Genomic DNA, 24,430 nt, shown 5'->3' on the forward strand with positions numbered 1-24,430 from the left:
ATATACTCCCAGGAAATTAACATCAATATCTCTATTCAAATATTAAATTTTCACTAGTTAGACTTTCACCATATAGACTTAAATATTCGTCTATGGATTTAGTATTTTCAAATACGAGGAAATTATAATCAAGTCAAATATGTGGATAACTTTTGAAAGAATTGTAAATACAAGGTTAGTAAAGGTAATTTAAATATGAATGAAATGTTAACACAGAACAACATAGTCTGCGAAGCAGATTTTTTTATTTTAAAATTGAAAGCTTATAACAATATTGCATTAGTTATAATAAATTAAATATGAAATTATGGATAAATTAATATAACAGAGCAAGATTAATTTTGTCAATGAATATTTTAACTTTGTGTTTTACATAATAAATCTCAATCTTGAACATAATATAATATGATAGCTCCAATATATAAAGTGTAAAATTTTATATATTAACGATTAATCATATATTAGCAAAGGAGAGATGAAATTATGAAGAACAAACTAGATGATAGAACAGATAATGTAGATAGAATTCAATATAATATTGATAAAACTATCTTAAATTGTGAACTTGCAGATGAAATGATTGAAAATACTGATGATCCTAAAATGAAACAAACATTAGAAGAAAAAAATGAAAGAAGAGAATCAGCACTTAATAATATGAGAAAAGAAATTAAAGATGAAGCAATAGATAAGAAAAATGGGTATAAATAATTATTGTTTTTAATAATCTATGCATATTTTAGAAAGTATCACTTAAGTGGTACTTTTTGTTTTAGCGTTCTGAGCATTGGTGTGACAGTTAGTAGAACCAATAATATTTTCCTGCTATTCGATTGAAAAGATGGGGTTCATAGCGCTTATAGTAACTTATTTAGGTATAAATGAAATTCTGCTTACACTTACGCAAAGAGTAATCAGAGTTTGAACGAGAGAGAAAGAAACTAAAGAATATAAATAATTCACTTTTTCAGTTAATTTATACTCTATTTATACGATAAGTATATTAGAGTAAATGAAGTATCGTTGTAGGGGAGAAGATAGTATGCCAGGAATTTGGAATATAAATAATGGATATAATGTAAATACAAAGAAGGTTTCTAGCAAATTAACTTTTGAAGTTGGGGAACGGTTTACTGGAAGAGTAGTTGAAAAAGGGACCGGAAAAGATGTTACTATAAAATTAGCTGATGGATGGCAATTTATTGCACAACTTGAAGGAAATGTTAATTTGGATGACATCAAATTAGTTAAATTCCAAGTAGAAGGGTTTCAGAATGGAAAGTTAAATTTAAAATTAGTTCAAGGAGCAACAGACGAAGAAAACATTGCAGATGAAAACTTCCAAGAAGTTATTGAAAAAGAAGGACTTTCAAAGGAAGATATTGATGTTTTAAAGAAAATGGTTAAACATAATATTTCATTAACAAGAGAAAATATTAATGAAATTAAAGGATTATTTCAATTTAATGAAAAAATGACAGTAAATCCAAAAGAGATAAATGCTTTTATTGAAACATATCTTCAAAGTAAAGATATATCTATTAATAGTGAACAAGGGCAATCAGCAAAGGAATTGCTTACAAAATTTTTTAGTGAGTTTAAAAACATGACACAGGAAGATATACTTGCATTTGTAGAAAATAATTTGGATTTTTCAGAAGAAAACATAACTAGTTTTAATAAGTTATTTAAAGGCGGAGATTCAATAGAGCAAATTCTTAATAAAATAAAAAATTCACTAAACGAATTAGATATTTTAAAGAATATGGAAGACAATAATTTTGAAACTATGTTAGAAAATAAATTAGTAAATAAAGAATCAGGAATAGTAAAAACTACTTTAGATAATACAACAGCATTAGCATCAAAAGTTTATAATGAAAATGATCCATTATCAAAGAAGATTAATGTTTTAGATGTATTAAAAACTTTAGCAAGAAGTGAAGACAGCGAACTTGATATTGTGCAAAAAAATGCTAGTAAAGAAAGTGTTCAAGGAGAAAAAGTAAACCTTCCAGCTTCATTAGTTGAAAAATTAGAAGATAAAGAAGTTGTTAAATTAATAAAGGATACATTGGGAAATAATTTAAACAATACAGATTCACCTAAAACTCAAGCTGAACACCTTATAGAGTCAACAAACAAAACTAAATTAGAAGGATTATTAAGCAATATAGAAGGCAAAGAAATTAAACTTACAGATCAGGAATTTAAAGCGTTTAAAGAGATATTAAATAATAAAATTACAGAAAAACCAGTTTTACAGGAAGCTGTAGTTAATGATAGAAATGTTATTCAACCAAAGGAAGCTTCTTCAAGTTTTATAAAAGAATCAAATTTAGCTAAAGAAAACTTAGGAAAGCTAAATTTTGAAAGTTTAATAAAAGGTAATTTAGAACCTGCAGAAGCAATAAAAGCTGATATGAAGAGCAAAATTGAAAATGTAAGAGATATAGTTAAAAATTTAATAAGTCAAACAGAATTAAAAGATGGTAATTATGATAAAATAATGAATTTAGTAAAAGCTAATGTCAATGATTTTAAGGTGTTTAATTCTATTAGCAATGAGTATTATTATTTAAATATTCCTATAGCTGCAGAGAATAAGGAATATCCATGTAAACTTATAATAAAGGATAATAGAAAAGATGGCAAAAAAATAGATTCAACAAATGCTAAAATGGTTGTTAGTGTAAAGACAATAAATTTAGGTGATGTTGATGGATATTTAACCATGAAAGAAAATAGAATCGATGTAAACTTGAAATGTGATAGTGATTTTACATCTGTTTTAAATCACAATAAGTCAAAATTGGTTGAGGGATTATCGACATTGGGGTTATTTGTTAAAGTAACAGTATCGGCTAAAGATAGGCCTGTTGATTTAGTAAGCTGTAGAAATTTCTTTAATGATTTGACTATTTCTGCTATTGATATTAAAGTATAATTATATTAGTTAAGAGTTAAGAATTATGGAACAAAACTTAAAGGGTTTGGAAATAAATAGACATAATTGTTTAATTATTAACTGGAATAATGGTTAGGAGTGTGCAAGGGGATGAATCAGAGAAAAAAGGCAGTGGCATTAAAATATGAATTTAATAGCGACGCTCCAATAGTTACAGCATCAGGAATGGGACATATTGCAGACAATATTATAGAAAAGGCTAAGGAAAATGAAGTGCCAATAGCATATAATAAAGAATTAACTGATTTATTATGTAATGTAGATGTTGGAAATGAGATTCCTACAGAGCTGTATGAAGCAGTAGCACATGTAATAGCTTTTCTTACAGATATTGATAAGAAACGATAAGATAAGGTGTATTCTAGAAAATAACAATACTTCTTTCTGAACACAAAATATTAGTATTAAATTTTTAATTGTTATTTTCTTTCATATGCATGATAGAAAGGTGATAAATAAATGGCACTTTATACTATTTCAGATTTGCACTTAGGATTTAATGTTGAAAAGCCAATGGATATTTTTGGAGTAAAGTGGAAGGATCACTGTGATAAAATAAAAGAAAATTGGCTTAGTAAAATAAAAGAAGAAGATATGGTGCTTATAGCTGGAGATATTTCTTGGTCTTTAAAAGAGAAAGATAGTAAATATGATTTAGATTGGATAAATGAATTACCAGGTAAAAAAATAATAAGCAAAGGTAATCATGATTATTGGTGGGGAAGTATTTCAAAACTGAATAAAATGTATGAGAATACTAAATTTCTACAAAATAACTTTTATGTTTATGAAGATTATGCTATATGTGGAACTCGTGGATGGATATGCCCTGGCGGAGATAAATATAGTGCAAAGGATGAAAAAATATATAATAGAGAGCAGATAAGATTAAGGCTTTCTTTAGAAGCAGCTAAAACACAAGGGTTTGAAAAATTTATAGTTATGCTTCATTATCCTCCAACAAATGAAAAATTTGAAGAATCTGAATTTACAAAAATAGTTAAAGAATATAAAGTAGAGAAGGTTATATATGGTCATTTGCATGGACCTGTATTATTGGGAAAATTATTAAACGGTGATTTTGAGAATGTGGAATATATTCTGACATCAGCAGATTATTTGGATTTTAACCCTAAAAGAATACTTTAAAAATAATTTATGAGAACATAAAATTGTTTAGAATTTTGAAAAAATATTCATAATTATAAGTATTTGGTGATTAAGAAATATAACTACAATAAAAAACTTATATTTAATGTTATACATATATGCTTAATTAAATAAATTACATATATTTATATAACATATATGATAGTGTAGTAAATTAATTAGAATATAAACAAAAGAAGCTATCTAAGAATTAAAATTAGATAGCTTCTTTTGTTTATATACAATTATAATAAATTGCTTATAGATTTATTCATATTATCAATAGTACTCTCTTGAGTATGAAGACTTGAAGCAATTTCTTGAGTTAAAGCTTCATGCTCTAAGAATAAATTTCCGATATTATCAACAGAAGTAATAACATTATCTTTTGCTTCAGAAGCAGTAGTTAAATGTTCGATACAAGTGTTAATTTCGTCAGTAGCTTCTTCAATAGAAGATTTTATCTCAGAAAAACTACTTTTAGCTTCTTCTAAAGAATTGTATTGAGTAGTTAAAGCTGAATTACCAGAATTCATAGCATTAGATGCCTTTAAAATATCAATTTTGATTTCTTCTAATATGCTAGTTATGCTTTGAACAGCAAGTTTTGAATTTTCAGCAAGCTTTCTAACTTCACCTGCAACAACTGAAAAACCTTTACCAGCTTCACCAGCTCTAGCAGCTTCTATAGCAGCATTTAATGATAAAAGGTTAGTTTGTGATGCTATTTGACTTATAGAGTCAGTTATACTATTAACAGATTCAAGCTTTGATACTAAAGCATTTACTGTTGAAGTTGAAACTGTGAAAGCATCTTGAAGTTCAGTTAGAGATGTATCTAAATGACCAATTGTATTTAATCCTGTATCAGCTAAATGATCAGTATCTAATACTTTTATATGAACATTAGTAATGTTAATTGCTAAATCTTCCATATTTGACCTAAAATTAGATAGCATATTTTTAGCATCATGTATTTCTCTATTTTGAGATTCAGTAGAAGATACTAATGCAGATGCAGATGTAGAAATATCTTTAATAGAACTGTTTATTTTAGCAGCACTATTTTTTAAATCATCAATCTTAGTGCTACTTAACTCTTTTTGAGGTATATCACTATTATTAGTTTCAATTTGAGAAATTTGTGGCATCTTATCCTCTGTATTTTTTTTGTTTTTAAAAATTCCCATGCTATATTCCCCCTTAGTAATGAATAAAAATTATATTTTTAGAGATTTTCATTTTTAATTAAATCTCTACCAATACGAGCCATTTCTTTAACTTTATAAGATGAGTTAGTACTAACAATAGTTTTTGAAAACCATTGTATTGCATTTTGATAGTCACCTAATTTTCTGCTTAATTCACCTAACAAGTACATTAATGAATCCCTTTGCAATCCGTAAATTGGAAAAAGTTCATAGATATATGCATTATTAAAACCATCAAGAGCTTGTCTTAAAAATACTGTTTCTTGATCAATATTATTTAGCAACCTATGCATCCATGCAATTTTTAATGAAATCATAGCCTTTGTACTATCTTGAAGATTAAGAAGCAGAGCATTTAGTAAAGCTAATTTGTAACGCTCAATTGCCAATTTTTCATCTAGAACATAAGGATATTCTCTCGGCTTCCATTTTGGAGTCACATTACTTAAAACAAGTTCTTTTTTGTGTGCTTTAATATTTTCGAAGTCTGATTTCATTGCAGCATAACCGCAAGAATTACATATCACAACATCATAAAAATATGGATTCACTAACGATGAATATCTTATAAAGAAATCTGAATCTTTGGAAATAACTCTTGGTGACTTAGATTTTACAGTCTTATTTTTAAAATGTGAATTGCAAACAGGACAAATTACCTGTTTGTCAAATAAATTATTTAGTACGTCAGTATCGTTCATTAGTTAGTCACCTCGTTAAAAGTACATTAAATCTAAAAAATTAATATCATGAATCAATTATATCATATTAAACTAATACATAAATAGCTTATGAAAAAATTTTCATTTATTAAGAAAATTTAAATTTAAACCATAGTAATGTTAAAACCACAATAAATAAGTAATAAGTTAAAATTAAATACACATAATTTAAAGTTTTTGATATAATATAAAAGTACGATATTGAGAAATTATGATATTCATATGAAAGCAGATAGTAAATTAAAAATTCTATGCATATTTTGAATTATGATTTATTAAAGGGTGGTATTATGGCAGTAAATGATTGGAAGGTTTTTTTAATGCCTTATGAGCAATCAGTAGATGAGCTAAAGGTTAAATTAAAATCAATTAGAAAAGAATATAGAAAAAAAAATGAGTATTCACCTATAGAATTTGTAACTGGAAGAGTAAAAGAAGTATCAAGTATGCTAGAAAAAGCTAACAAATTTGAGATTCCTATAGATAGGATTAGGTATGAACTTGAGGATATTGCGGGCATAAGAATAATGTGTCAGTTTGTTGATGATATAGATACTGTTGTGGAGATACTTAGAAGCCGTAAGGATATGCAGATTCTTTATGAAAAAGATTATGTAAGAAATGTTAAAGAAAGTGGTTATAGAAGTTACCATATGATAATAAAGTATCCTGTAAATATGGCAGAAGGATTAGTTGAAATTTTAGCTGAATTTCAAATAAGAACATTAGCTATGAACTTTTGGGCAACAATAGAACATTCTCTTAATTATAAATATAAGCAGCATATTCCAGATGAATTACAGGGAAAGCTTAAGAAATCTGCTGATGCAGCGTTTAGATTAGATGAAGAAATGTTGCAGATTAAAGATGAGATTAAGGATGCTCAAAAATTATTTGAAGTTAAATCTAGTTTGATTTCAAACATAATGAATTTGTTATTAACTTTAATTTCACTAGGGAAAGAAGCCGAAGCAGCTAGGTACCAAAAGACCTTAAACAAATTAATAGAAGACGGTGAAGTTTGGGAATTAAATAGTTTATTGTTTTCTGTAAAAAGGGAAGTTGAAAGATATAGAGAGTAGAAGGGGCTATGTTTGATAAATATATCAAGCATAGCTTTATGCATATATTAGTTTATGAATTTTATAGAATTGAGAAGTGTATTCATAATTAACTATTAATTAATTGACAAATTAGTGATTAAGAAGTATTTATGATAAAAAGGAGATAACCAATGGATAAAGAAGAATTATTATTAAAATTAAAAAACAATCCTGAATATATTCAAGAACTGCCAAATAGAGATGAAGCTTTAGAATTATTTATAGTCAAAAATAATGGTAATAATGTTCGATATATTAAGAACCCAAGCAAAGAAGTGAAAAAACAATCAATTAAAAATACTCCTTTAAGTGTTAAATATATTGAGGAGGTTGACGACGAAATTGGATTTATGTGTGTTAGAAGCTTGTGGAATTCTTTAGAATTAATAAAAAATCCAAGTGAAGCAATAATAGAAGAGGCTATTAAAACTAAGGGCTGGGCAATACAATTTGTAAAAGCACCTAGTGAAAAATTGCAGCTTTTAGCAGTAAGTAAAGATTATGATGCAATTAAATATATAGAAAATCCATCTGAAGAGGTTCAGCTTGCAGCTATAGAAAATTATTATGCAGCTATTAAGTTTATAAAAAATCCAAGTCTAAAAGCTAAAGCAAAGGCTGTAGCATTAAATGGAGAAGCTATAAATTATATTTCGAATTACGATTTAGATGATATAAAAATATTTATTCATGAGAATATAAATGTAGTTAAATATATTTATGAAAGTATAGATGTGGAATCAGTTGTTGAAATTGTTAAAGAAAAAATTGAAGCAGAAAGCATTGAAAAGAAATATATCGAAGATTTCTTAGAATTAGAAATTTTAGAAATGGATAAAACCAATTTTGTTAGTGAATATGGAAGTAAAAATGCTAAAAAATTATTAGTAGATTATAAATTATCTATATAGAGAGAAGTGAGAAATTTGAATTATTCAGAATGTTTAAGTACAGTAGATTTAATTATTGCATCAAATGATGTACCTTTAATTATAGGAGAAAGCGGAATAGGTAAGACTTCCTTAGTTAAATATATAGCTAAAAGCAATGGATATTACTTAGTCACAATAGATGCTAATTTGTTAAAGGAAGGGGAAATTGGAGGCTTACCTATAGTTGAAAACAAGGTTACTATATATGCTACTCATAATAAGTTGGTCGAAATAGAAAAAGCATTAAAAGAAGATGAGAATAGAAAGGTTATTTTATTTATAGATGAATTAAATAGATGTGATCATGCAGTAGCTCAAGAACTCATGAATCTGATTTTAAACAGAGAAATTAATGGGTATTTATTAGATGAAAGAGTTAAGGTTATTGCAGCAATGAATCCATCAAATAAAAATGATGGTTTTTATAATAGTAGATATGATGTAGTAGATATGGATCCAGCTCAAGAAGATAGATTTGTTTGGGTAAAGCTCGATTCGGATATTAAAGAATGGATTAAATGGGGAATGGGGGAAGCTGGAAATATTAACGAACATATTATAGAATTTCTATCAACCTTTCCAGAGTATTTACATATGCCTAATTCAGATGAAACTATAAAGCCTACACCAAGAAGCTGGGAAAGAATTTCTAAAGCTTATGAAGTATATTTAAAAAATAAGGAAAAGTACTCCTTTGATATATTTTTAAATACAGTAAAAGGAAATGTTGGAGTAAATATTGCAAATGATTTTGGAAGCTTTCTAATTAATTTAAAGAAGCCATTAATAAGTATTGAAGACATATTTAGTAATGAAATTTTAGACTTTGAATTAAAAGAAAAGATACAAAAAGAAAGTCATTCAAGGTTATACATATTAGCAAAGAATTCACTAAGATATTTAGAAAATATGCCTATAGAAAGAAACTTGAAATTATTCTCTGAACTTCTAAATTTATATCCTAGGGACTTAAGGCTAGGCATAATGAAGGAGATAAAAAGAGACTATAAGGATGTAGTATATGTAAAACTGTTAGATGAGGATGAATTTTTAGAGGCATTTTTCAGTATATTTAAGTAGATAAGTAGAGAACCCAAATCTATGATTTGGTGTAAATCACTTACTCAGCGAACGAATGTGAGTCGAGTTTCCTAAAAAAGAAAGGAGTGTTATATGGATTTTGAAGAAAAAAGACAACAGCTTTTAAAAGAAGCATACTCATTAGAAGATAAGTTTAAATTCAACGAGAATTATAAGAATCATTTCTTTGAATTAGTTGAAGATGTAATATTATATTTATTACAAACTCAAGATATCTTTTTTGGACAATTCATGCTTAGAGTGAAACGTAGCATAAATATTAATCTGACAGTACCAATAGCAACTATTCCTAAACGTGATGGTTTTAATATGTATTTTAATCCTTTTTTGTTTCTAAACTGCACCAGAAAAGAAATGGCGGCATTATTTAAACATGAAATATATCATATAATGAATTCTCATTTTGAAAGAGAAAGAAAGCTTAAAAATAAATTTAATAAAGAAGCTATAAGTGTTGCGCTGGATATTTCAGTAAATCAATATATAAAAGATTTGCCAGGTTATAGCAAGAAACTTTCTGGAACAAATATGGAATATAATTTGTCCCTTGAGGAAAACAGAAGCATTGAAGAATATGCAGAAAAGATTTATAAATCAATCAAATCAAGGATTAGAGAAAGCAAAATAAATAAAGATGTAAAATACGAAGTAGATGTTACAAAAGCGCACGAGCTATGGGATGAAATAGAATTAAGTGAAGAAGATATCAAAAGTTTAACCAAGAAAACAGCTATAAGTGCTTATAATAAAAATACCCCTAAAGGCTTAGAAAGTATAATTTTAGCATATGGAGAAAAACCTGAAATATCATGGCAGGAAGTTCTTAAAAATATTTTGCCAACTGTAAAGGCAGGATATAAAAAAACAATAACAAGAAAAAATAGAAGGCAGCCAGATAGATTAGATTTAAGAGGAAGACTTCCCAAAAATGAGACAGAATTAATCGTAGCTATTGATATAAGTGCAAGTATGAATGATAAAGACATACATAAAATATTAATAGAAATATTATCAATAGCATCAATTTCTAGGAGTAAGGTTACAATTATTGAATGTGATAATGAAATTAGAAATATATACGAGCTTACAAGTGAAAAAGATATAAAGAAGAGAGCCAAAGATAATGGAGCAACAGAATTTACGCCAGTATTTCAATATATTTCCGACAATAATCTTAGAAAGGCTGTATTAATATACTTTACTGATGGTGTTGGTGAAAAGGAATTAAAGGTAAAGCCAATAAATAAAAATACAATATGGGTTATTTCAGGTAATGAAGAATTGTCTATAAAAAATCCATATGGCGAAATAAAGCGAATAAATACAGAAGAAAGAGAAATCATAGAAGGAAATATAGGGTTGAAAATGATTAATGAAGCTATACATGATTGGGCTAGGTAAGAATAAAAAGTTACTTTATTATTAAGAATTAACTTTAAATATGCAAATATAAGCTTATATGTTAAAATAAATTATGAGGCAGGAGGGATACTTCTTGGTAAAAAAATTAAAAAACATAGATTATATGATGATAATATCTGGAATTCTTATAGTAAGTATTATAATAAATATATATTCAATAATGAAATTAAATTATTATGAATATAAAATAGAACAACAATCTTATACAAACATAGAAGATATTAAGTTGAGAAATGAAAAGAATATGGATATATTATCAAAAAGTATTGAAGTTGGAGCTATTAAAAATGAAGAATTACTAAAGCTTTATAAAAATTATGATGCTATATCTACTGAGATAATGGAGTTATGGCAGCAATATGGGCAATATATAGAAAATTCAAAGTTTGTATTTTCTAAAAATATAAAGACAAATAAGGTAATGGAAAATGACATACACGGAAAAATAAAAGAATACATGGTATCTACTTTGAATAGAGAAATGAAAAATGAAAGAAGCAAATTAAAATTGGAAGGTGAAGATTTACAGTCTTTTAAATATATGTACGAAATTTCTTCAAAGATATATGAGTATTTTAATAAATTTAATGAAGAAACTTTAAAAGGAATTACAGGTGAAGAGAAAGAAAAGAGAGTCATAAAAGAACATTATTGGGTAGATATGTTACAAGGAATATATGATATAAGTAATGATTATGCTAATATACAGTGGAAAATAGAGGCACCAACAGAGTAAATAAAAATGTAGAATAAATGTTAAGTTTTCCTACATTTATTCTACATTACTTAATCAATTAAGAGTTTAGTGGCATCCAGCACAAGAACCGCCGCATCCACCTTCAGGTTCAATTACAGGTTTTAAGCTTAGGCCATTGCCTTCATTTTCTTCAGAAGAAAGTATTATAAAACCACCAAATTGTTCTATTAGGCTTTTTTCATACATGAACGTAATGTCGTTGATTTTTTCAACTTCATCAGCATCAGCTGCTGTTGAAACAGATATATTAAAAATTGGACCGCTACATGCAAAGCCAGCAAAATTTATTCTAATATTAAAATCAGTGATTTTATTTTCTTCTAAAAAAGCTTTAAACTCATTATAAGCTTCTTCGCTTATAGTAACATTTTTCATATAAACACCTACTTTACAAAATATTAATGATACTAAATCATTAACGTAAGTATAGCATATATATATGAAAATAAAAAGTTAATATTAGTAGTTATAATATTATGAATAATGTGATATTATGGTATGGTTTATTAAATATATAAACGTAGCATTTAAGAGGAATTTTATAGATATGAAGTAAATATTTTTGATTTAAATATTTCTAGAAGGGGAAGTACTATGAAGCCATATAATAAAAATTTTGTGTTCCAAGAAATGAAAAGATATAATGATTTAATTAGTTCAGGAACTTGTGGTAATTATAAGATAATAAAAAATATCATAAAAAAACAAAATTTACAGGGATATATGTATGAAAATAAAGAAGCGTATGATATAGATATAATTCAATTATATAAAAATAATGTTAATTTGATGCAGCTTACACCAAAAGAAATAGAAAGTTCTTATGGAGTAATTCATTTTTCTAATGGAAAAGTTGGTGTTGTAGGACTTGGAATTGGATATGTAGTTCAAGAAATTGCTAAAAGGTGCAATGTTCAGGAAGTAATAGTATATGAAACCAGTGAAGAAGTAATTAAATTATATAATCAAAATTTTGAACCAAATGAAAAAATAAAAATATTAAAGGAAGACGCTTTTAAAGCAAAACCAAACAAGTTTGATTTCTTTTATGTAGATATATATAAACATAAATTAACTTCAAAGGTAGTTGGAGATTATAAGTTTTTTAATAAATTACATGAAATAGAAGAGTATGCATTTTGTGGGATAGAACACTTTTTATTAAGCTGTAAATATGAAGATATAGTATGGGTATATATCCCAGAGAATTGGATTTCTATGAGTAAAAAAGCATATGAGTCTTTGGATTTATCGGGATATATTAAGGAATATAAACCTTTAGATGAAATTTTGGTAAAAAGAATATTAATGGAATTTAAAAAAATATTAAATGCAGATGATTAAGCGATATTATTTGAAACTAATGCACAATATACATTTTTAGGTATGTTGTGCATTAATTTTTTATTTAATTCTACAAATAAACTTACTATTTAGAATTTATGTATATTGGCAGTTCAATTAAAAAAAAGGCTCCACAATCAGAATTTCCAGCACTAATTATACCATTTAATTTTTCAATAACATTTTTACTAATAGATAGACCCAGTCCAAAATTTCCTTTCTTTCCTTTATAGAATCGGTTGAATATATTTGAAAGTTCATTGACGTCAAAACCAGGCCCATCATCAGATATAGTAAGCTGCAAGTTTGTATTGTTTAATACTTGCAAATCAATGATAACAGAGCTCTTTGCATATCTTATGCAATTGGTTATGATATTAGTAATTGCCCGGGAAAGTTTTTCTTCATCTCCAGAAATTTTAACTATTTCCTTTGGAAGATTGGTAATAATAATTATATTATTTTGTTCGGCTATTAGGCTCATACGATTTGCACAAATAGTTAGTAGTTCATTAAAATTTAAGCTGCTATAATTATAGTTTTCTTCAATTGTATCTAATCGTGATAAATATAATAAATCTTCTACTAAAGTGGTCATCCGTTTTATTTCATCAAGTATAATTGGAACACCAATATCACTGGAAACAACGTCATATTTAATACCTTCTGCATAGCTTTGAATAGACATAAGTGGAGTCCTAAACTCATGAGAGGCATTTTGAAGAAAGGTTTTTTGAGCCTTATCATAAGTACCAAGCTTTTCAGACATAATATTAATATTATTTACGAGTTCTCCTAATTCGTCATATACAGGCATTTCGATTTTGTTTCCAAAATTTCTTTCTGAAATAGAGCTTATATACTCATTAAGATGAGAAAATGGCTCGGATATTTTTTTAGAAACACGAGAAGAAAATACTATAGTAATTAAAGCAGAGAAAATAAGTATAAGAAAAAGTATTATATTTATACCTATTTGAAGTTGATTTATTCGCTGAATATTTGAATATATAATTATCCAGCCTAACCCAAAAGAGTTTTTTTCTGATACAGGTTTTATAATTGCTATGTATTCAGTACTAGATAAATTGAAATTTAAATACTTCTCTTGATCAAGATTTTTTGTTTTGCTAATTTCATTTGTCAACTGCTTCATAAGTTTAGGAGAAGCAGATTCAGGCTTATCTGGAGATGGTGTGATTCTATTTTTATTTTGATCTAATAATACAAAATCTGCATTTAATATAGTAAGAGGTTCTTTAAGCGAGCGATCCAGCATAAAATAATATTTAAAAACATCACTACTGCCTTCTAAATCAGGAGGAGGAATTTTATCATCCTGCATTTCATGGTTAGGCGGCATCATGGGAGGAGTTTTCTTGAAAAAATCTGGACCATGCTCCAAAGCAGTATTTTCAGCATTTGATGCTAGTATATTTAACTGTTTTACAATATCTTTTTCAAGATATAATCGTACAGCTATATTAAATATTATTGTAGTTAAGGTGATTAACATAATAATTATGACAATATTATATTTGAAAATTCTCCATTTAATTGTGTTTCTCTTCATAATATTATTCCTCATCTTTTATTGTGAAGCCAAATCCCCAAATTGTATCAATTCTTAGCGCTGATCCAGCATCAGAAAGTTTTTTTCGTATTCTCTTTATCATATCATCAGTAGCACGAGTTTCTACTTTATTTTCAAAGCCCCAAACTTTATCTAAAAGTTCATCACGGCTAATGGCTCTATTTTTATTTGTTACAAGATAATAAAGCAAAGATAATTCCATTACTGTAAGATTTAAGGGAGTACTATTAACAGTAACCTGCTTAGTATCAAAATTTATTAAAACATCAAATAGCTTAACAATTTTAGGAACACTAGCAGGGGGCTTGTCAAAATTAATTCTTCTGAAAATACTATTAATTCTTGCAATTAGTTCCATTGGACTAAAAGGTTTAGTAAGATAGTCATCTCCTCCTAGCTTAAGACCTGCAATTTTATCCGACTCTGTATCTTTAGCAGATACAATTATTATTGGTACACAGCTTTTAAGACGTATTAGTGAGCAAAGGGCATAACCATCTATTTCTGGCATCATTATATCTAATATCAACATATCTGCCTGTTTTCTATTAAAAGCATCAAGAATAGAACGGCCGTCATTAAAGATTTCTACATTAAATCCCTCTCTAATTAAAAAGGATTTTATAATATTACAAATATTTATTTCATCATCAGCAATGTATATTAATTTTTTATCCATGAATTTATTTCACCTCAAAGTACATTTTACCATATATAGAGTGTGAAATTATTATAAATTCAATATGATTTAAGTTGCCACAAAGTTGCCGCAAAGTTGCCACAACATTACGTTAGATTATAAACAATATATTTCGATAGAACTATTATAGGAGAAAATAATATGCAGGGAAGCAGGTTAAAGGAGAAAAAAATATGAATACAATAAGTAACAGCCAAAATAGCCTTGATGTGTACGCTCTAAAAAGAATACAAGAAGCAAAAGCTATAGAACAAGCAAGAGTACAACAACGTCATAAGCAACAAGAGGAAAAGGATTCAATCTCAATTAGTCAGCAAACGCTTCAAACTACACAAGCTTCGCAAAGTGTAAGTCCTTTAGATAATTTAGTAGCAGCAGGAACAATAACTCAAGATCAAGCAGATGCTGTTCAAAGCGTATTTCAATCAAGGGGAAAAGAAATTCAAGCTTCAGGAACATACAGCAATAGAACTAAACCTCAAAATCCACTAGATAGTTTAGTAACAGCAGGAACAATAACCCAGGAACAAAAAGATTCTATTGAAAGCACTCTTAAGTCTTCAATTCAACCTAATAGACCAGCTATGGAAACTACAAGTGCAAAAACTAGTCCATTAGATAGTTTGGTATCAGCAGGAACAATAACAGAGGAGCAGGCAGATGCAGTGGATAGTGCATTTGAGGCATTAATGCAAGCAAATAAACCAAGCCAAGAGGAATCAACAAACACAAGAACGAATCCGTTAGATAACTTAGTTGTAGCAGGGACAATAACGCAAGATCAAGCAGATGCAATAGATAGTGTACTTAAAGCACTAATGGAAGGAAATAAATCAAGCCAAGAAGAATCAACAAGTACAAAAACAAATCTATTAGATAGTTTAGTTGCAGCAGGAACAATAACACAAGATCAAGCAGATGCAATAGATAGTGTATTTAAAGCACTAATGGAAGGAAATAAATCAAGTCGAGAAGAATCAGCAAGTACAAGAACAAATCCATTGGATAGCTTGGTAGCAGCAGGAACAATAACGGAGGAACAAGAAAATTCAATTCAAAGTGCTCTTGAAGCAGGAATGAATTTTAATAGATTTTAGGAGGAAAAATTATGAGCATTTCATCAATTTCGTCAAGTACAAGTAATTTATATTCAACAGCAAGTACTACTACAAGTAGTAATACAAGTTCTCTTGAAAAACAAAAAGCAACTCTTCAAAAAGAATTGGAAGAAGCTAAAGCAAGTAAAGGTGACGAAAAAACAAAACAAGCAAAGATTACAGAACTTCAAAGTGAAATACAAAATATTGAGTCACAAATTCAAGAAGCAAAATCTAATAAGACAAGCGAAGCTTCTAGTAAACAACAAAGTCCACCACCAAAACCTCCAACGGATGATAAAAATAAAAACAATATTGATTCAGAGAAATCAAATGAGAATAGTGGAAATGTAATTGATACTTATGCTTAAGAATTAAGCATTATTAAATAATATTAAAATATAAAATTATGTAATGGCAGATTACTTTATTAATTGCTTGTTTAAGTTTATCTTAAGCATAGGAAGAGATTTTAGTAAACTGTCATTATTATTTTTCTGTTATTTTAATATTATTTATAAAATTTTTAAAATTGCTTTAAAGGATTTTTAAAATTGAATTTTATAATGTACTCATAGCAACAAGGAAACATATTAAAAATCCTTGAAAAAATATTAGGAGGCGTTATAGATGAATAAAATTAAAGTATTATACGATGTATTTAAAACAATGAAGGATAAGGAGCTATTGAAAGGAAATTTAAAAGTTGAAGCAGCTAAAGGAGATGTAAAAGTATTATCATTTTCTAATGAATTTGAATCTAATACTAAAAATGGAGAAACAAAAGCTAAGTTAAATTTAGATTTAGATGTTGAAGGAAAAAAAGTGAAACATGAAAGTAATTCGGAATTTAATATAAAGGATTGCTCGCATCATAAATTTCATAAAGGAATACACATGCACCACCATGGGCATGGTGGAATGAAGGCTGGGCTGTCAAGGATAACCTTTATATTAAATCTATTAAATAATGTAGAAATTGAAGAGAAAGAAGAAAAATCGATTATATCTTTAGAATTAAAGGAGGTATTAAAGGAAGTAAAGGGTATGCATAAAGATTTCCATAAAGAAATTGACAGTGAGAAGATATTAGAATATCACAAAAAAATGAATGATGGAATGAACAAGGATTTTTGTAAGCATCATAAATTTATAAAAGAGATATTGTGTTCAGAACAAAGTGATGCTTTATTAAAAATATATGCCAATAAAAACAATGAAATCGAAAAGGTTGAAATTTCAGCAAGAGGTGAAAATACTATGGATGCTTCTTTAGATTTGGTTTGGTAAACTGGTGTAGAAAATGATATGAATATTTAAAATTAAGTAATAAACGAAAGAAAGGCTATCGTATATAAATAACGGTAGCCTTTGTTATAATTATGATATATAGAAATAAAGAACAGTCTGTTAGTGCTATGTTTATATTAATTGAATTTTAATATATTAAAGCTAATATCTAATGTTATAATAATTAAAGCACAATCAAAAGATAATAGACCATTAGGGCTTATATATTTTGTATCATAAGAATGAAGTTCGACTTGCATACGTTAGCTGAGTAAGTGATTCATAAAAAATATACATTTCATCCTTTAGCTTATTATTTTATTTCATGTGCTTAAAATCGTTGTTGGGTGGTGGCTAAGATTAAAAGATTTAAAGGTAGAAAGCATTTTAATGATAAAACAGATGAAGAGTATCGTAAGTACTTTGAGAAAATTCATGAGCTTAATAGAATGCGAAATGAATTTGCACATAAACATCATAAGCTTCATCACAAGCAATTTAATGAATTTCATAGAATTCATAGATATTTCAGATGGTTAAGACCAGCTAGTTTTTTGATAAGCATCTTTTTGCTTTTTCTAGTATTTAAATTTATAGGTGTGCAAGCAATTACTATTTTTTTTGTAGTCATTTTTATTATTAAAGAAATTATACATATATATATTACTATTAGAATGGAAAAAAGAATTATGAAGCCTATAGAAAAGTTAAAAGATGGTGTTGAGCAAATTGCTAAAGGAAATTATAATGTGAAAATTGATAACGATATATATAATGAAATCGGTATTTTAATATATGACTTTAATAAAATGGCTGAAACTCTAAGTGAAGCTGAGAAAATAAAACAGGAATACGAAGAAAATAGAAAGTCACTCATAGCAAATATTTCTCACGATTTAAAAACACCAATTACTTCAATAAATGGATATATTGAGGCTTTAGTGGATGGAGTTGTTACTTCTCCTGACAAAGTAAATAAATATCTAAAGGTAATTCATAATAATACTATATATATAAACAACCTTATTGATGATTTGTTCTTATTTTCAAAATTAGATATGCAAAAGTTAGATTTCAATTTTGAAAAAGTTAAAATTAAACCTTTCATGATTGATCTAATGGAAGAGTTTAATTTTGTTCTTAAGGAAAAGGATATTAAATTTATATTTGAAGATAAATTATCAGAAGAGTTAGAGATTAGTATCGATGGAAAAAGAATATATCAAGTTATTAGAAATATTATAGGAAATGCAATAAAGTATGGTAGTAATCAGGAGCCAATAATTGAGGTCAAATTACACAATGATACTACATACGTTAATATAGAAGTTAATGATAATGGATGTGGTATTCCCCAAGATAAACTTCCACACATATTTAATAGATTTTATCGTATTGATGCGGAACGAACTAAAGATTTTATGAGCACAGGTCTTGGTCTTGCAATTGCTAAAGAAATGATAGAAGCTCATGGAGGAAAAATTTATGTAACTAGCATTATAGGGAATGGCAGTACATTTATTATAAAGCTCCCTATAAAGAAAGGAGAAAGTGAATGAAGCAGATATTGATTATTGAAGATGATACAAACATTGCAGAATTAGAAAAAGAGTATCTTCAGTTAAATGGTTATAAGGTAGAAATAATTCAAGATGGTAATGAAGGATTAAAGAAAGCTCTTACTGGAATATATGATCTTGTTATCGTTGATTTAATGCTTCCAGGTAAAGGGGGATATGAAATAGTAAAAGAAGTCAGGGATAAATATGAAATACCTATAATAATTGTATCAGCAAGAAGTGAAGATATTGATAAGATAAAGGGGTTGGGTTTTGGAGCAGATGATTATTTAACTAAACCTTTTAGTCCAGGAGAATTAGTTGCGAGAATAAGGTCTCACATGCTTAGATATGAACGCTTGTCAGGAAAGAAGACACAAGTTAGTATTATTAGTCACAAATCGTTAGAAATAAGAACAGATTCTCATAAAGTTTTTGTAAATGGTAAAGAAGTTATACTTACCACAAAAGAGTATGAACTTATGATATTCCTAGCGTCTAATCCCAATATAGTTTTTACTAAGGAACAGTTATTCGACAAAATATGGGGAGAAGAATATTATGGAGATACAGCAACTGTTGCAGTTCATATACAGAAGTTAAGAAAGAAGATTGAAAAAGATCCTGGAAATCCTGAATATATAGAAACTCTTTGGGGGACAGGATACAGATTTAATTCCTAAATTTAGTATAGAAATAAGTTGAGTTTTTATAAAAGTATCCAATTAGAAATCTTAATTATAATAAGTGATGATAAAGGTTATTATTTTTATATATTACCAAATAAAGGGTCAAAGTGATGAAAATTTACTTGATAGATGTATCCCCAAAGCAATGGAGATATTAATAATGCAATTTAGGCTGCCGACAAAATCGGCAGCTTTTTTAATTATCTGAGGCGCAATCAAAAAATAATATACCAGTATGCTTGTTTATTATGCTTCAGGCTGTGAACCAATTTCCATTAATATATACTATGGGTAGAAATTTATATGTTATCTGATGCAAAATATATGTTACGTCTTTGGTTTATTATTTAACAACTATGTTAACAAGTCTTCCTTTAATAACAATTACTTTAACTATAGTTTTATCAGCTATATTTGCTTTAATAGTTTCATTTTCTAAAGAAGCTGATTTTATTCCTTCTTCATCTAAGTTAGAAGATACGTTTATTTTTTCTTTTATTTTACCATTAATTTGGATTGCAATTTCAACTTCATCCTTAACTAAAGCAGAAGGATCAAATTCAGGGAATTTTTCATTAAAGATTGTTGAAGTATTCCCAAGTAAATTCCACTGTTCTTCGGTAAAATGAGGTGCAAATGGTGCAAGTAATTTTAAGAAATCAGTTATAGTTTCTTTTAAGAAATTTGTATTTTTAATTCCTTCTTGAAGATATTTGTTAAGTGCATTAACTAATTCCATAAGTCTTGCTATTGCAGTATTAAACTGCATTTTATCTCCATCTTCAGTAACACCTTTTATAGCTGTATGTTTCCAAAAGTTTAAGTCTTTTTCAGCACCATCAATAGAGTCTTTAATATTTTCATTAGAACTTATGATTTCTCTACATGAATCTAGAATTCTTTCAATTCTGTCTACAAATTTACCAACAGATTTAATTCCATCATCACTCCAGGCTCCACCTTCAGTATATCCAAAACCAAACATTAAGTACATTCTAAATACATCAGCACCATATTCTTTAATATAATCATCAGGGGAAATTGTATTTCCTTTTGATTTACTCATTTTAAGACCATCTGGTCCTAAGATTAAACCTTGGTGAGTTAAGCTTAAGAAGGGTTCATCAAAGTTTAAGTAGTCCATATCTCTTAAAGCTTTTGTTATAAATCTTGCATATAATAAATGCATACAAGCATGTTCTGGTCCACCAACATATTTATCTACAGGAAGAATCTTATTGATCTTTTCAGGATCAAAAGGTGCAGCTTCATTTTTATTATCTGCATATCTTAAGTAGTACCATGAAGAGCAGACGAAAGTATCTAAAGTATCGGCTTCTCTCTTTGCAGGTTTTCCGCAATGAGGGCAAGTAGTATTTATAAAGTCTTCAGATTTTCCAAGTGGTGACTTACCATCTGGAGTAAATTCCACATTGTAAGGAAGCTCTACTGGAAGGTCTTTTTCAGGTACTGGAACTATTCCGCAAGTATCACAATATATGATTGGAATTGGAGCACCCCAATATCTTTGTCTTGAAACTAACCAGTCTCTTAATCTGAAGTTAACCTTCATTTCACCTAATTTATCTTTTTCTAATTCTTCAATGATTTTCTTTTTACCTTCTTCAGTTGTTAAGCTATCAAATTTTCCTGAGTTAACAAGTATACCATATTCACAATATGGAAGTTCTGGATTTGTATTATCTTTATCAGTTATTACTCTTTCAATTGGTAAATTGAATTTAGCTGCAAAAGCAAAGTCTCTTTCATCATGAGCAGGAACAGCCATAACGCATCCAGTACCATAAGTAGCTAATACATAATCAGCAATCCAAATAGGAACTACTTTTCCGTTAATAGGATTTATAGCATAAGAACCAGTGAATACACCTGATTTTTCTCTTGAAGAGGATTGCCTCTCAACGTCAGATTGTTTAGCAGCAGCTTCCTTATAGCCTTCTACAGCTTCCTTATATTCTGGAAGAGTTAGCTTATCAACTAATTTATTTTCTGGAGCTAAAACAACATAAGTTACACCATTTAAAGTATCAGCTCTTGTTGTAAATACATCAAATTGTAAATCTGAATCTTTAACTTTGAAAGTAACTTGTGCACCGTAAGATCTTCCAATCCAATGCTTTTGCATAGATTTAGTTTTTTCAGGCCAGTCTAAGCTATCTAATTTATCAAGTAATTCATCAGCATAATCAGTTATTTTAAAGAACCATTGAGTTAAGTCTTTCTTTTTAACCTCTGTACTGCATCTTTCGCAGGCACCATCGACAACTTGCTCATTAGCTAAAACAGTATTACAAGATGGACACCAATTTACAGGAGCATTTTTTCTATAAGCTAATCCTTTTTCATATAATTTTAAGAATAACCATTGAGTCCATTTATAATAATCAGGAAGACAAGTAACAACTTCATTTTCCCAGTTAAACATAGCACCCATTGATTTTAATTGCTTTTCCATAGTTTCAATATTCTTTAATGTAGAATCTTGTGGATGGATCCCAGTCTTTATAGCATAGTTTTCAGCTGGCAGTCCAAAAGCATCAAAGCCCATTGGCTGGAATACATTATATCCTTGCATTCTCTTAAGTCTTGCCCATGAATCTGTTGGTCCATAGTTAAACCAGTGACCAGCATGAAGTTGAGCTCCTGATGGATAAGAGAACATTTCAAGTGTATAAAGCTTCTTAGCTGAACTTTCAGGATTAAACTTATAAGTTTCATTTTCCTCCCAGTACTTTTGCCATTTTTTATCGATTTTAGTTCCGTAATTTGACATTAATATAGCCTCCTATGAATTTTATGTACAATGTACATTCAATATTGGATTGTCAATTGTACATTGTCAGTTATTTAATTATAAATAAAAAAGCCTTCATCTCTCTAAAATAAAGAGACGAAAGCATATATTCCGTGGTACCACTCTTAATTAGAAGAAAAAACAAAATTAATTCTTCTCACTTAATATTATAACGGAGTTAACCGTACCTGCTTTTAACAAGTAAGCTCCTAGGCAAGTTCATAATAACATAACACTGCTTTGCACCAAGCAACAGTTCTCTGAAGATATATTTATTACTAATACTCCTATTCATAGCATGATATAAAATTTTAATAACATTATATATTAAAAAATCTAGAAAAGTCAAGAAACCTAAATAATTCATTATAAAATTATTTTAATTATCTACCATTGAAGGGGAGCATATTAAAACACTAAGTTAGCCTTTTTTTATAAAAGAAATTATATCGTTAAGAATTTCCCGATATTGTACAAAATCTTTTGCGGAATTTAAACTTAAATCTTCATTGACTGCTTTGCCATTTATTAATAATTCGTTGAATAATTTCTCATCATTTAATTGAAGGCTATTTTCATGAATATCAGAAAGAGGTATACGTACATAATCACCATTAATTCTAGCTTTTTTGTTAAGAACAGTTATAATATTTTTATCTGTTAATATAAAACTAATATTTGATTTTTCTGGTTTTCCACTAGGAAATGCATGTATGTAAATTATTTCTTCATCTATATCAAGCTTTAAGTTACTTTTAATAAAATTATATGTATTTGTCTCTTTTTCATCCATGGAAGGATGGTTTTCTATTAAAACAAAAGGATCCCAGCCGTAGACTTGCTTGTATACTGACATAATATTTCTACCACGCTTAGATCTTGAAAGAATATTATTAAAAATGTTGTCTGAAGCTTCAGTTAAATTTTCATCACTAGTAAATAAACATCTATTTAGTGGTGAATCTTTATCATTAAATAATAAATCTATCATAATAGTAATATCAGAAATGTTCGTAAATACCTCAGTATTTTCTCCTTGAAGTTCCTTTAAATTATTAAATTCTAGTTTTCCTAAAAGAAAATCTGTAGCTACTTGTTCCCAAGAAGTATAATTTTCAATAAGTTTTTCACCTAACAAGTTTATATTTCTTTTTGCAGTTTCAAAGTCAATATAATTTAAAGTATAGGCTTCTTGTGTAACACCAACAATTCTAACTAAATTCCAAGCATGAGGTGGAGCATTTACAGTAAATTCATTAAAAATATTATTATAGGATTCTCCATCTACGATATCATAACCAAATTCTAAAGATTCTTTCATAAGTGGAAGATATTTTGACTTATTTTTATTCCAAAAATCTTCCGTCAGTCCCATATATCTGAGGTTAAAAAAATTATTTTCGACAAATCTATTTCTATCTCCCCCCATTAATTTCATATCCAAAAATATACTTGGATTTGAAAAGAAAGAGTTTAAACAGATTGTCTTTCTTTCTAAATCGGTGTTAAAAATATAACTTTCAACATCTACAAATTGCTCTTTTTTATTTTTTCTAAAGAAATTAAACATTAAGTTGTCCTCCTTGTATTTATATAATTATTCAAGCTAAGTTATCACGAAATGACTTTCTAAATTAGAGACATTATAACTATGTATGTTGAAATTAAGTTTATACAGTAAAGCCAATTCAATATACTAATATGGTTTTATTGTAAAATCATTATTGCAGCCAATATATCAATAATTTTTGCTGACATATTTGTGATGTTATATATAGAATTATTATTATATAAGCTCTAATTAATAAAATTCATAGTTTGTGAAATTAACTTGTTTGGATTATTAAAAATATATAATAAATTTAAATGAATAAACTTTTTAGAATATATAATTGAGATGTAATATATTTATTAGAATACATCCAATATTATAAAATAAATAGATATAATTGATATTAGTGAAATAATAGAAAAATG

Annotated in this window: 22 protein-coding genes and 1 other annotated feature; of the genes, 15 read left to right on the top strand and 7 right to left on the bottom strand. The window is 27.8% G+C overall.

Annotation, left to right across the window (positions count from 1 at the left end; translation table 11 throughout):
* Window positions 1–483 precede the first annotated feature (483 nt).
* From tlp to CLPUN_RS23935, 4 genes are all read left to right on the top strand, one after another.
* Window positions 484–711, top strand: coding sequence for a small acid-soluble spore protein Tlp (tlp, locus tag CLPUN_RS23920; protein WP_077849720.1), 228 nt, complete (start codon window positions 484–486; stop codon window positions 709–711).
* 331 nt (window positions 712–1,042) lie between these two features.
* Entirely contained in the window at window positions 1,043–2,947 is a 1,905-nt protein-coding gene (locus CLPUN_RS23925) for a flagellar hook-length control protein FliK (RefSeq protein ID WP_077849721.1), read from the top strand.
* Window positions 2,948–3,058: 111 nt separating this feature from the next.
* Entirely contained in the window at window positions 3,059–3,316 is a 258-nt protein-coding gene (locus CLPUN_RS23930; protein ID WP_077849722.1) for an EscU/YscU/HrcU family type III secretion system export apparatus switch protein, read from the top strand.
* Between the two features lie 111 nt (window positions 3,317–3,427).
* Window positions 3,428–4,117 carry a metallophosphoesterase gene (locus CLPUN_RS23935; protein ID WP_077849723.1) on the top strand — a complete coding sequence of 230 codons (690 nt, stop codon included), beginning with the start codon at window positions 3,428–3,430 and terminating at the stop codon, window positions 4,115–4,117.
* Window positions 4,118–4,362: 245 nt separating this feature from the next.
* Here the strand turns inward: CLPUN_RS23935 and CLPUN_RS23940 are convergent, their stop codons facing one another.
* Window positions 4,363–5,307 carry a methyl-accepting chemotaxis protein gene (locus tag CLPUN_RS23940; protein WP_077849724.1) on the bottom strand — a complete coding sequence of 315 codons (945 nt, stop codon included), beginning with the start codon at window positions 5,305–5,307 and terminating at the stop codon, window positions 4,363–4,365.
* 38 nt (window positions 5,308–5,345) lie between these two features.
* Window positions 5,346–6,029 carry a DUF2225 domain-containing protein gene (locus tag CLPUN_RS23945; protein ID WP_077849725.1) on the bottom strand — a complete coding sequence of 228 codons (684 nt, stop codon included), beginning with the start codon at window positions 6,027–6,029 and terminating at the stop codon, window positions 5,346–5,348.
* A gap of 311 nt (window positions 6,030–6,340) precedes the next feature.
* Between CLPUN_RS23945 and yjbM the strand changes: the two genes are divergently transcribed.
* The 5 genes from yjbM (at window position 6,341) to CLPUN_RS23970 (ending at window position 11,344) form a co-directional block, all read left to right on the top strand.
* Window positions 6,341–7,132 carry a GTP diphosphokinase gene (yjbM, locus tag CLPUN_RS23950; protein WP_077849726.1) on the top strand — a complete coding sequence of 264 codons (792 nt, stop codon included), beginning with the start codon at window positions 6,341–6,343 and terminating at the stop codon, window positions 7,130–7,132.
* Between the two features lie 152 nt (window positions 7,133–7,284).
* Window positions 7,285–8,064, top strand: coding sequence for a hypothetical protein (locus CLPUN_RS23955; protein WP_077849727.1), 780 nt, complete (start codon window positions 7,285–7,287; stop codon window positions 8,062–8,064).
* 15 nt (window positions 8,065–8,079) lie between these two features.
* Window positions 8,080–9,165 (top strand): AAA family ATPase, encoded by a 1,086-nt coding sequence (locus CLPUN_RS23960; protein ID WP_077849728.1) that lies wholly within the window; start codon window positions 8,080–8,082, stop codon window positions 9,163–9,165.
* Window positions 9,166–9,258: 93 nt separating this feature from the next.
* Window positions 9,259–10,587 carry a vWA domain-containing protein gene (locus tag CLPUN_RS23965; RefSeq protein ID WP_077849729.1) on the top strand — a complete coding sequence of 443 codons (1,329 nt, stop codon included), beginning with the start codon at window positions 9,259–9,261 and terminating at the stop codon, window positions 10,585–10,587.
* A gap of 94 nt (window positions 10,588–10,681) precedes the next feature.
* Window positions 10,682–11,344, top strand: a complete 663-nt coding sequence (locus tag CLPUN_RS23970) for a hypothetical protein (protein WP_077849730.1) — start codon at window positions 10,682–10,684, stop codon at window positions 11,342–11,344.
* Between the two features lie 66 nt (window positions 11,345–11,410).
* Here the strand turns inward: CLPUN_RS23970 and CLPUN_RS23975 are convergent, their stop codons facing one another.
* Window positions 11,411–11,740 carry a HesB-like protein gene (locus CLPUN_RS23975; protein WP_077849731.1) on the bottom strand — a complete coding sequence of 110 codons (330 nt, stop codon included), beginning with the start codon at window positions 11,738–11,740 and terminating at the stop codon, window positions 11,411–11,413.
* Between the two features lie 219 nt (window positions 11,741–11,959).
* Here CLPUN_RS23975 and CLPUN_RS23980 point away from each other — a divergent pair, with 219 nt between their 5' ends.
* Window positions 11,960–12,709, top strand: coding sequence for a polyamine aminopropyltransferase (locus tag CLPUN_RS23980; protein WP_077849732.1), 750 nt, complete (start codon window positions 11,960–11,962; stop codon window positions 12,707–12,709).
* 85 nt (window positions 12,710–12,794) lie between these two features.
* On the opposite strand, the gene CLPUN_RS23985 is transcribed toward CLPUN_RS23980, so the two are convergent.
* Together CLPUN_RS23985 and CLPUN_RS23990 are read right to left on the bottom strand one after the other, a co-directional pair.
* Window positions 12,795–14,282, bottom strand: a complete 1,488-nt coding sequence (locus CLPUN_RS23985; protein ID WP_077849733.1) for a sensor histidine kinase — start codon at window positions 14,280–14,282, stop codon at window positions 12,795–12,797.
* Between the two features lie 4 nt (window positions 14,283–14,286).
* Complete coding sequence (locus CLPUN_RS23990; protein WP_077849734.1) at window positions 14,287–14,982, bottom strand: response regulator transcription factor; 696 nt, start codon at window positions 14,980–14,982, stop codon at window positions 14,287–14,289.
* Between the two features lie 194 nt (window positions 14,983–15,176).
* On the opposite strand from CLPUN_RS23990, the gene CLPUN_RS23995 reads away from it, so the two are divergent.
* The 5 genes from CLPUN_RS23995 to CLPUN_RS24015 all read left to right on the top strand — a co-directional run bounded on the left by CLPUN_RS23995 (window position 15,177) and on the right by CLPUN_RS24015 (window position 19,632).
* On the top strand, window positions 15,177–16,100 hold the full coding sequence (locus CLPUN_RS23995; protein ID WP_198944403.1) for a hypothetical protein: 924 nt from the start codon (window positions 15,177–15,179) through the stop codon (window positions 16,098–16,100).
* 11 nt (window positions 16,101–16,111) lie between these two features.
* Window positions 16,112–16,471, top strand: coding sequence for a FlxA-like family protein (locus CLPUN_RS24000; protein WP_077849735.1), 360 nt, complete (start codon window positions 16,112–16,114; stop codon window positions 16,469–16,471).
* A gap of 259 nt (window positions 16,472–16,730) precedes the next feature.
* Window positions 16,731–17,390, top strand: coding sequence for a hypothetical protein (locus tag CLPUN_RS24005; RefSeq protein ID WP_077849736.1), 660 nt, complete (start codon window positions 16,731–16,733; stop codon window positions 17,388–17,390).
* A 350-nt stretch (window positions 17,391–17,740) separates the two neighbouring features.
* Window positions 17,741–18,949, top strand: coding sequence for a sensor histidine kinase (locus CLPUN_RS24010; protein WP_242954243.1), 1,209 nt, complete (start codon window positions 17,741–17,743; stop codon window positions 18,947–18,949).
* Window positions 18,946–19,632 (top strand): response regulator transcription factor, encoded by a 687-nt coding sequence (locus tag CLPUN_RS24015; RefSeq protein ID WP_077849737.1) that lies wholly within the window; start codon window positions 18,946–18,948, stop codon window positions 19,630–19,632. The genes CLPUN_RS24010 and CLPUN_RS24015 overlap by 4 nt, the downstream gene beginning before the upstream one ends.
* Window positions 19,633–19,981: 349 nt before the next feature.
* Here the strand turns inward: CLPUN_RS24015 and leuS are convergent, their stop codons facing one another.
* Both leuS and CLPUN_RS24025 read right to left on the bottom strand, forming a co-directional pair.
* The gene (gene leuS / locus CLPUN_RS24020) at window positions 19,982–22,432 is read right to left on the bottom strand and encodes a leucine--tRNA ligase (protein ID WP_077849738.1); all 2,451 of its coding nucleotides are present in this window, start codon (window positions 22,430–22,432) and stop codon (window positions 19,982–19,984) included.
* 110 nt (window positions 22,433–22,542) lie between these two features.
* Window positions 22,543–22,757 (bottom strand) — a binding site (T-box leader).
* 117 nt (window positions 22,758–22,874) lie between these two features.
* The gene (locus CLPUN_RS24025) at window positions 22,875–24,023 is read right to left on the bottom strand and encodes a DUF1266 domain-containing protein (protein WP_077849739.1); all 1,149 of its coding nucleotides are present in this window, start codon (window positions 24,021–24,023) and stop codon (window positions 22,875–22,877) included.
* Window positions 24,024–24,430 lie beyond the last annotated feature (407 nt).

The sequence above is a fragment of the Clostridium puniceum genome (assembly GCF_002006345.1).
Taxonomy (GTDB): Bacteria; Bacillota; Clostridia; order Clostridiales; family Clostridiaceae; genus Clostridium; species Clostridium puniceum.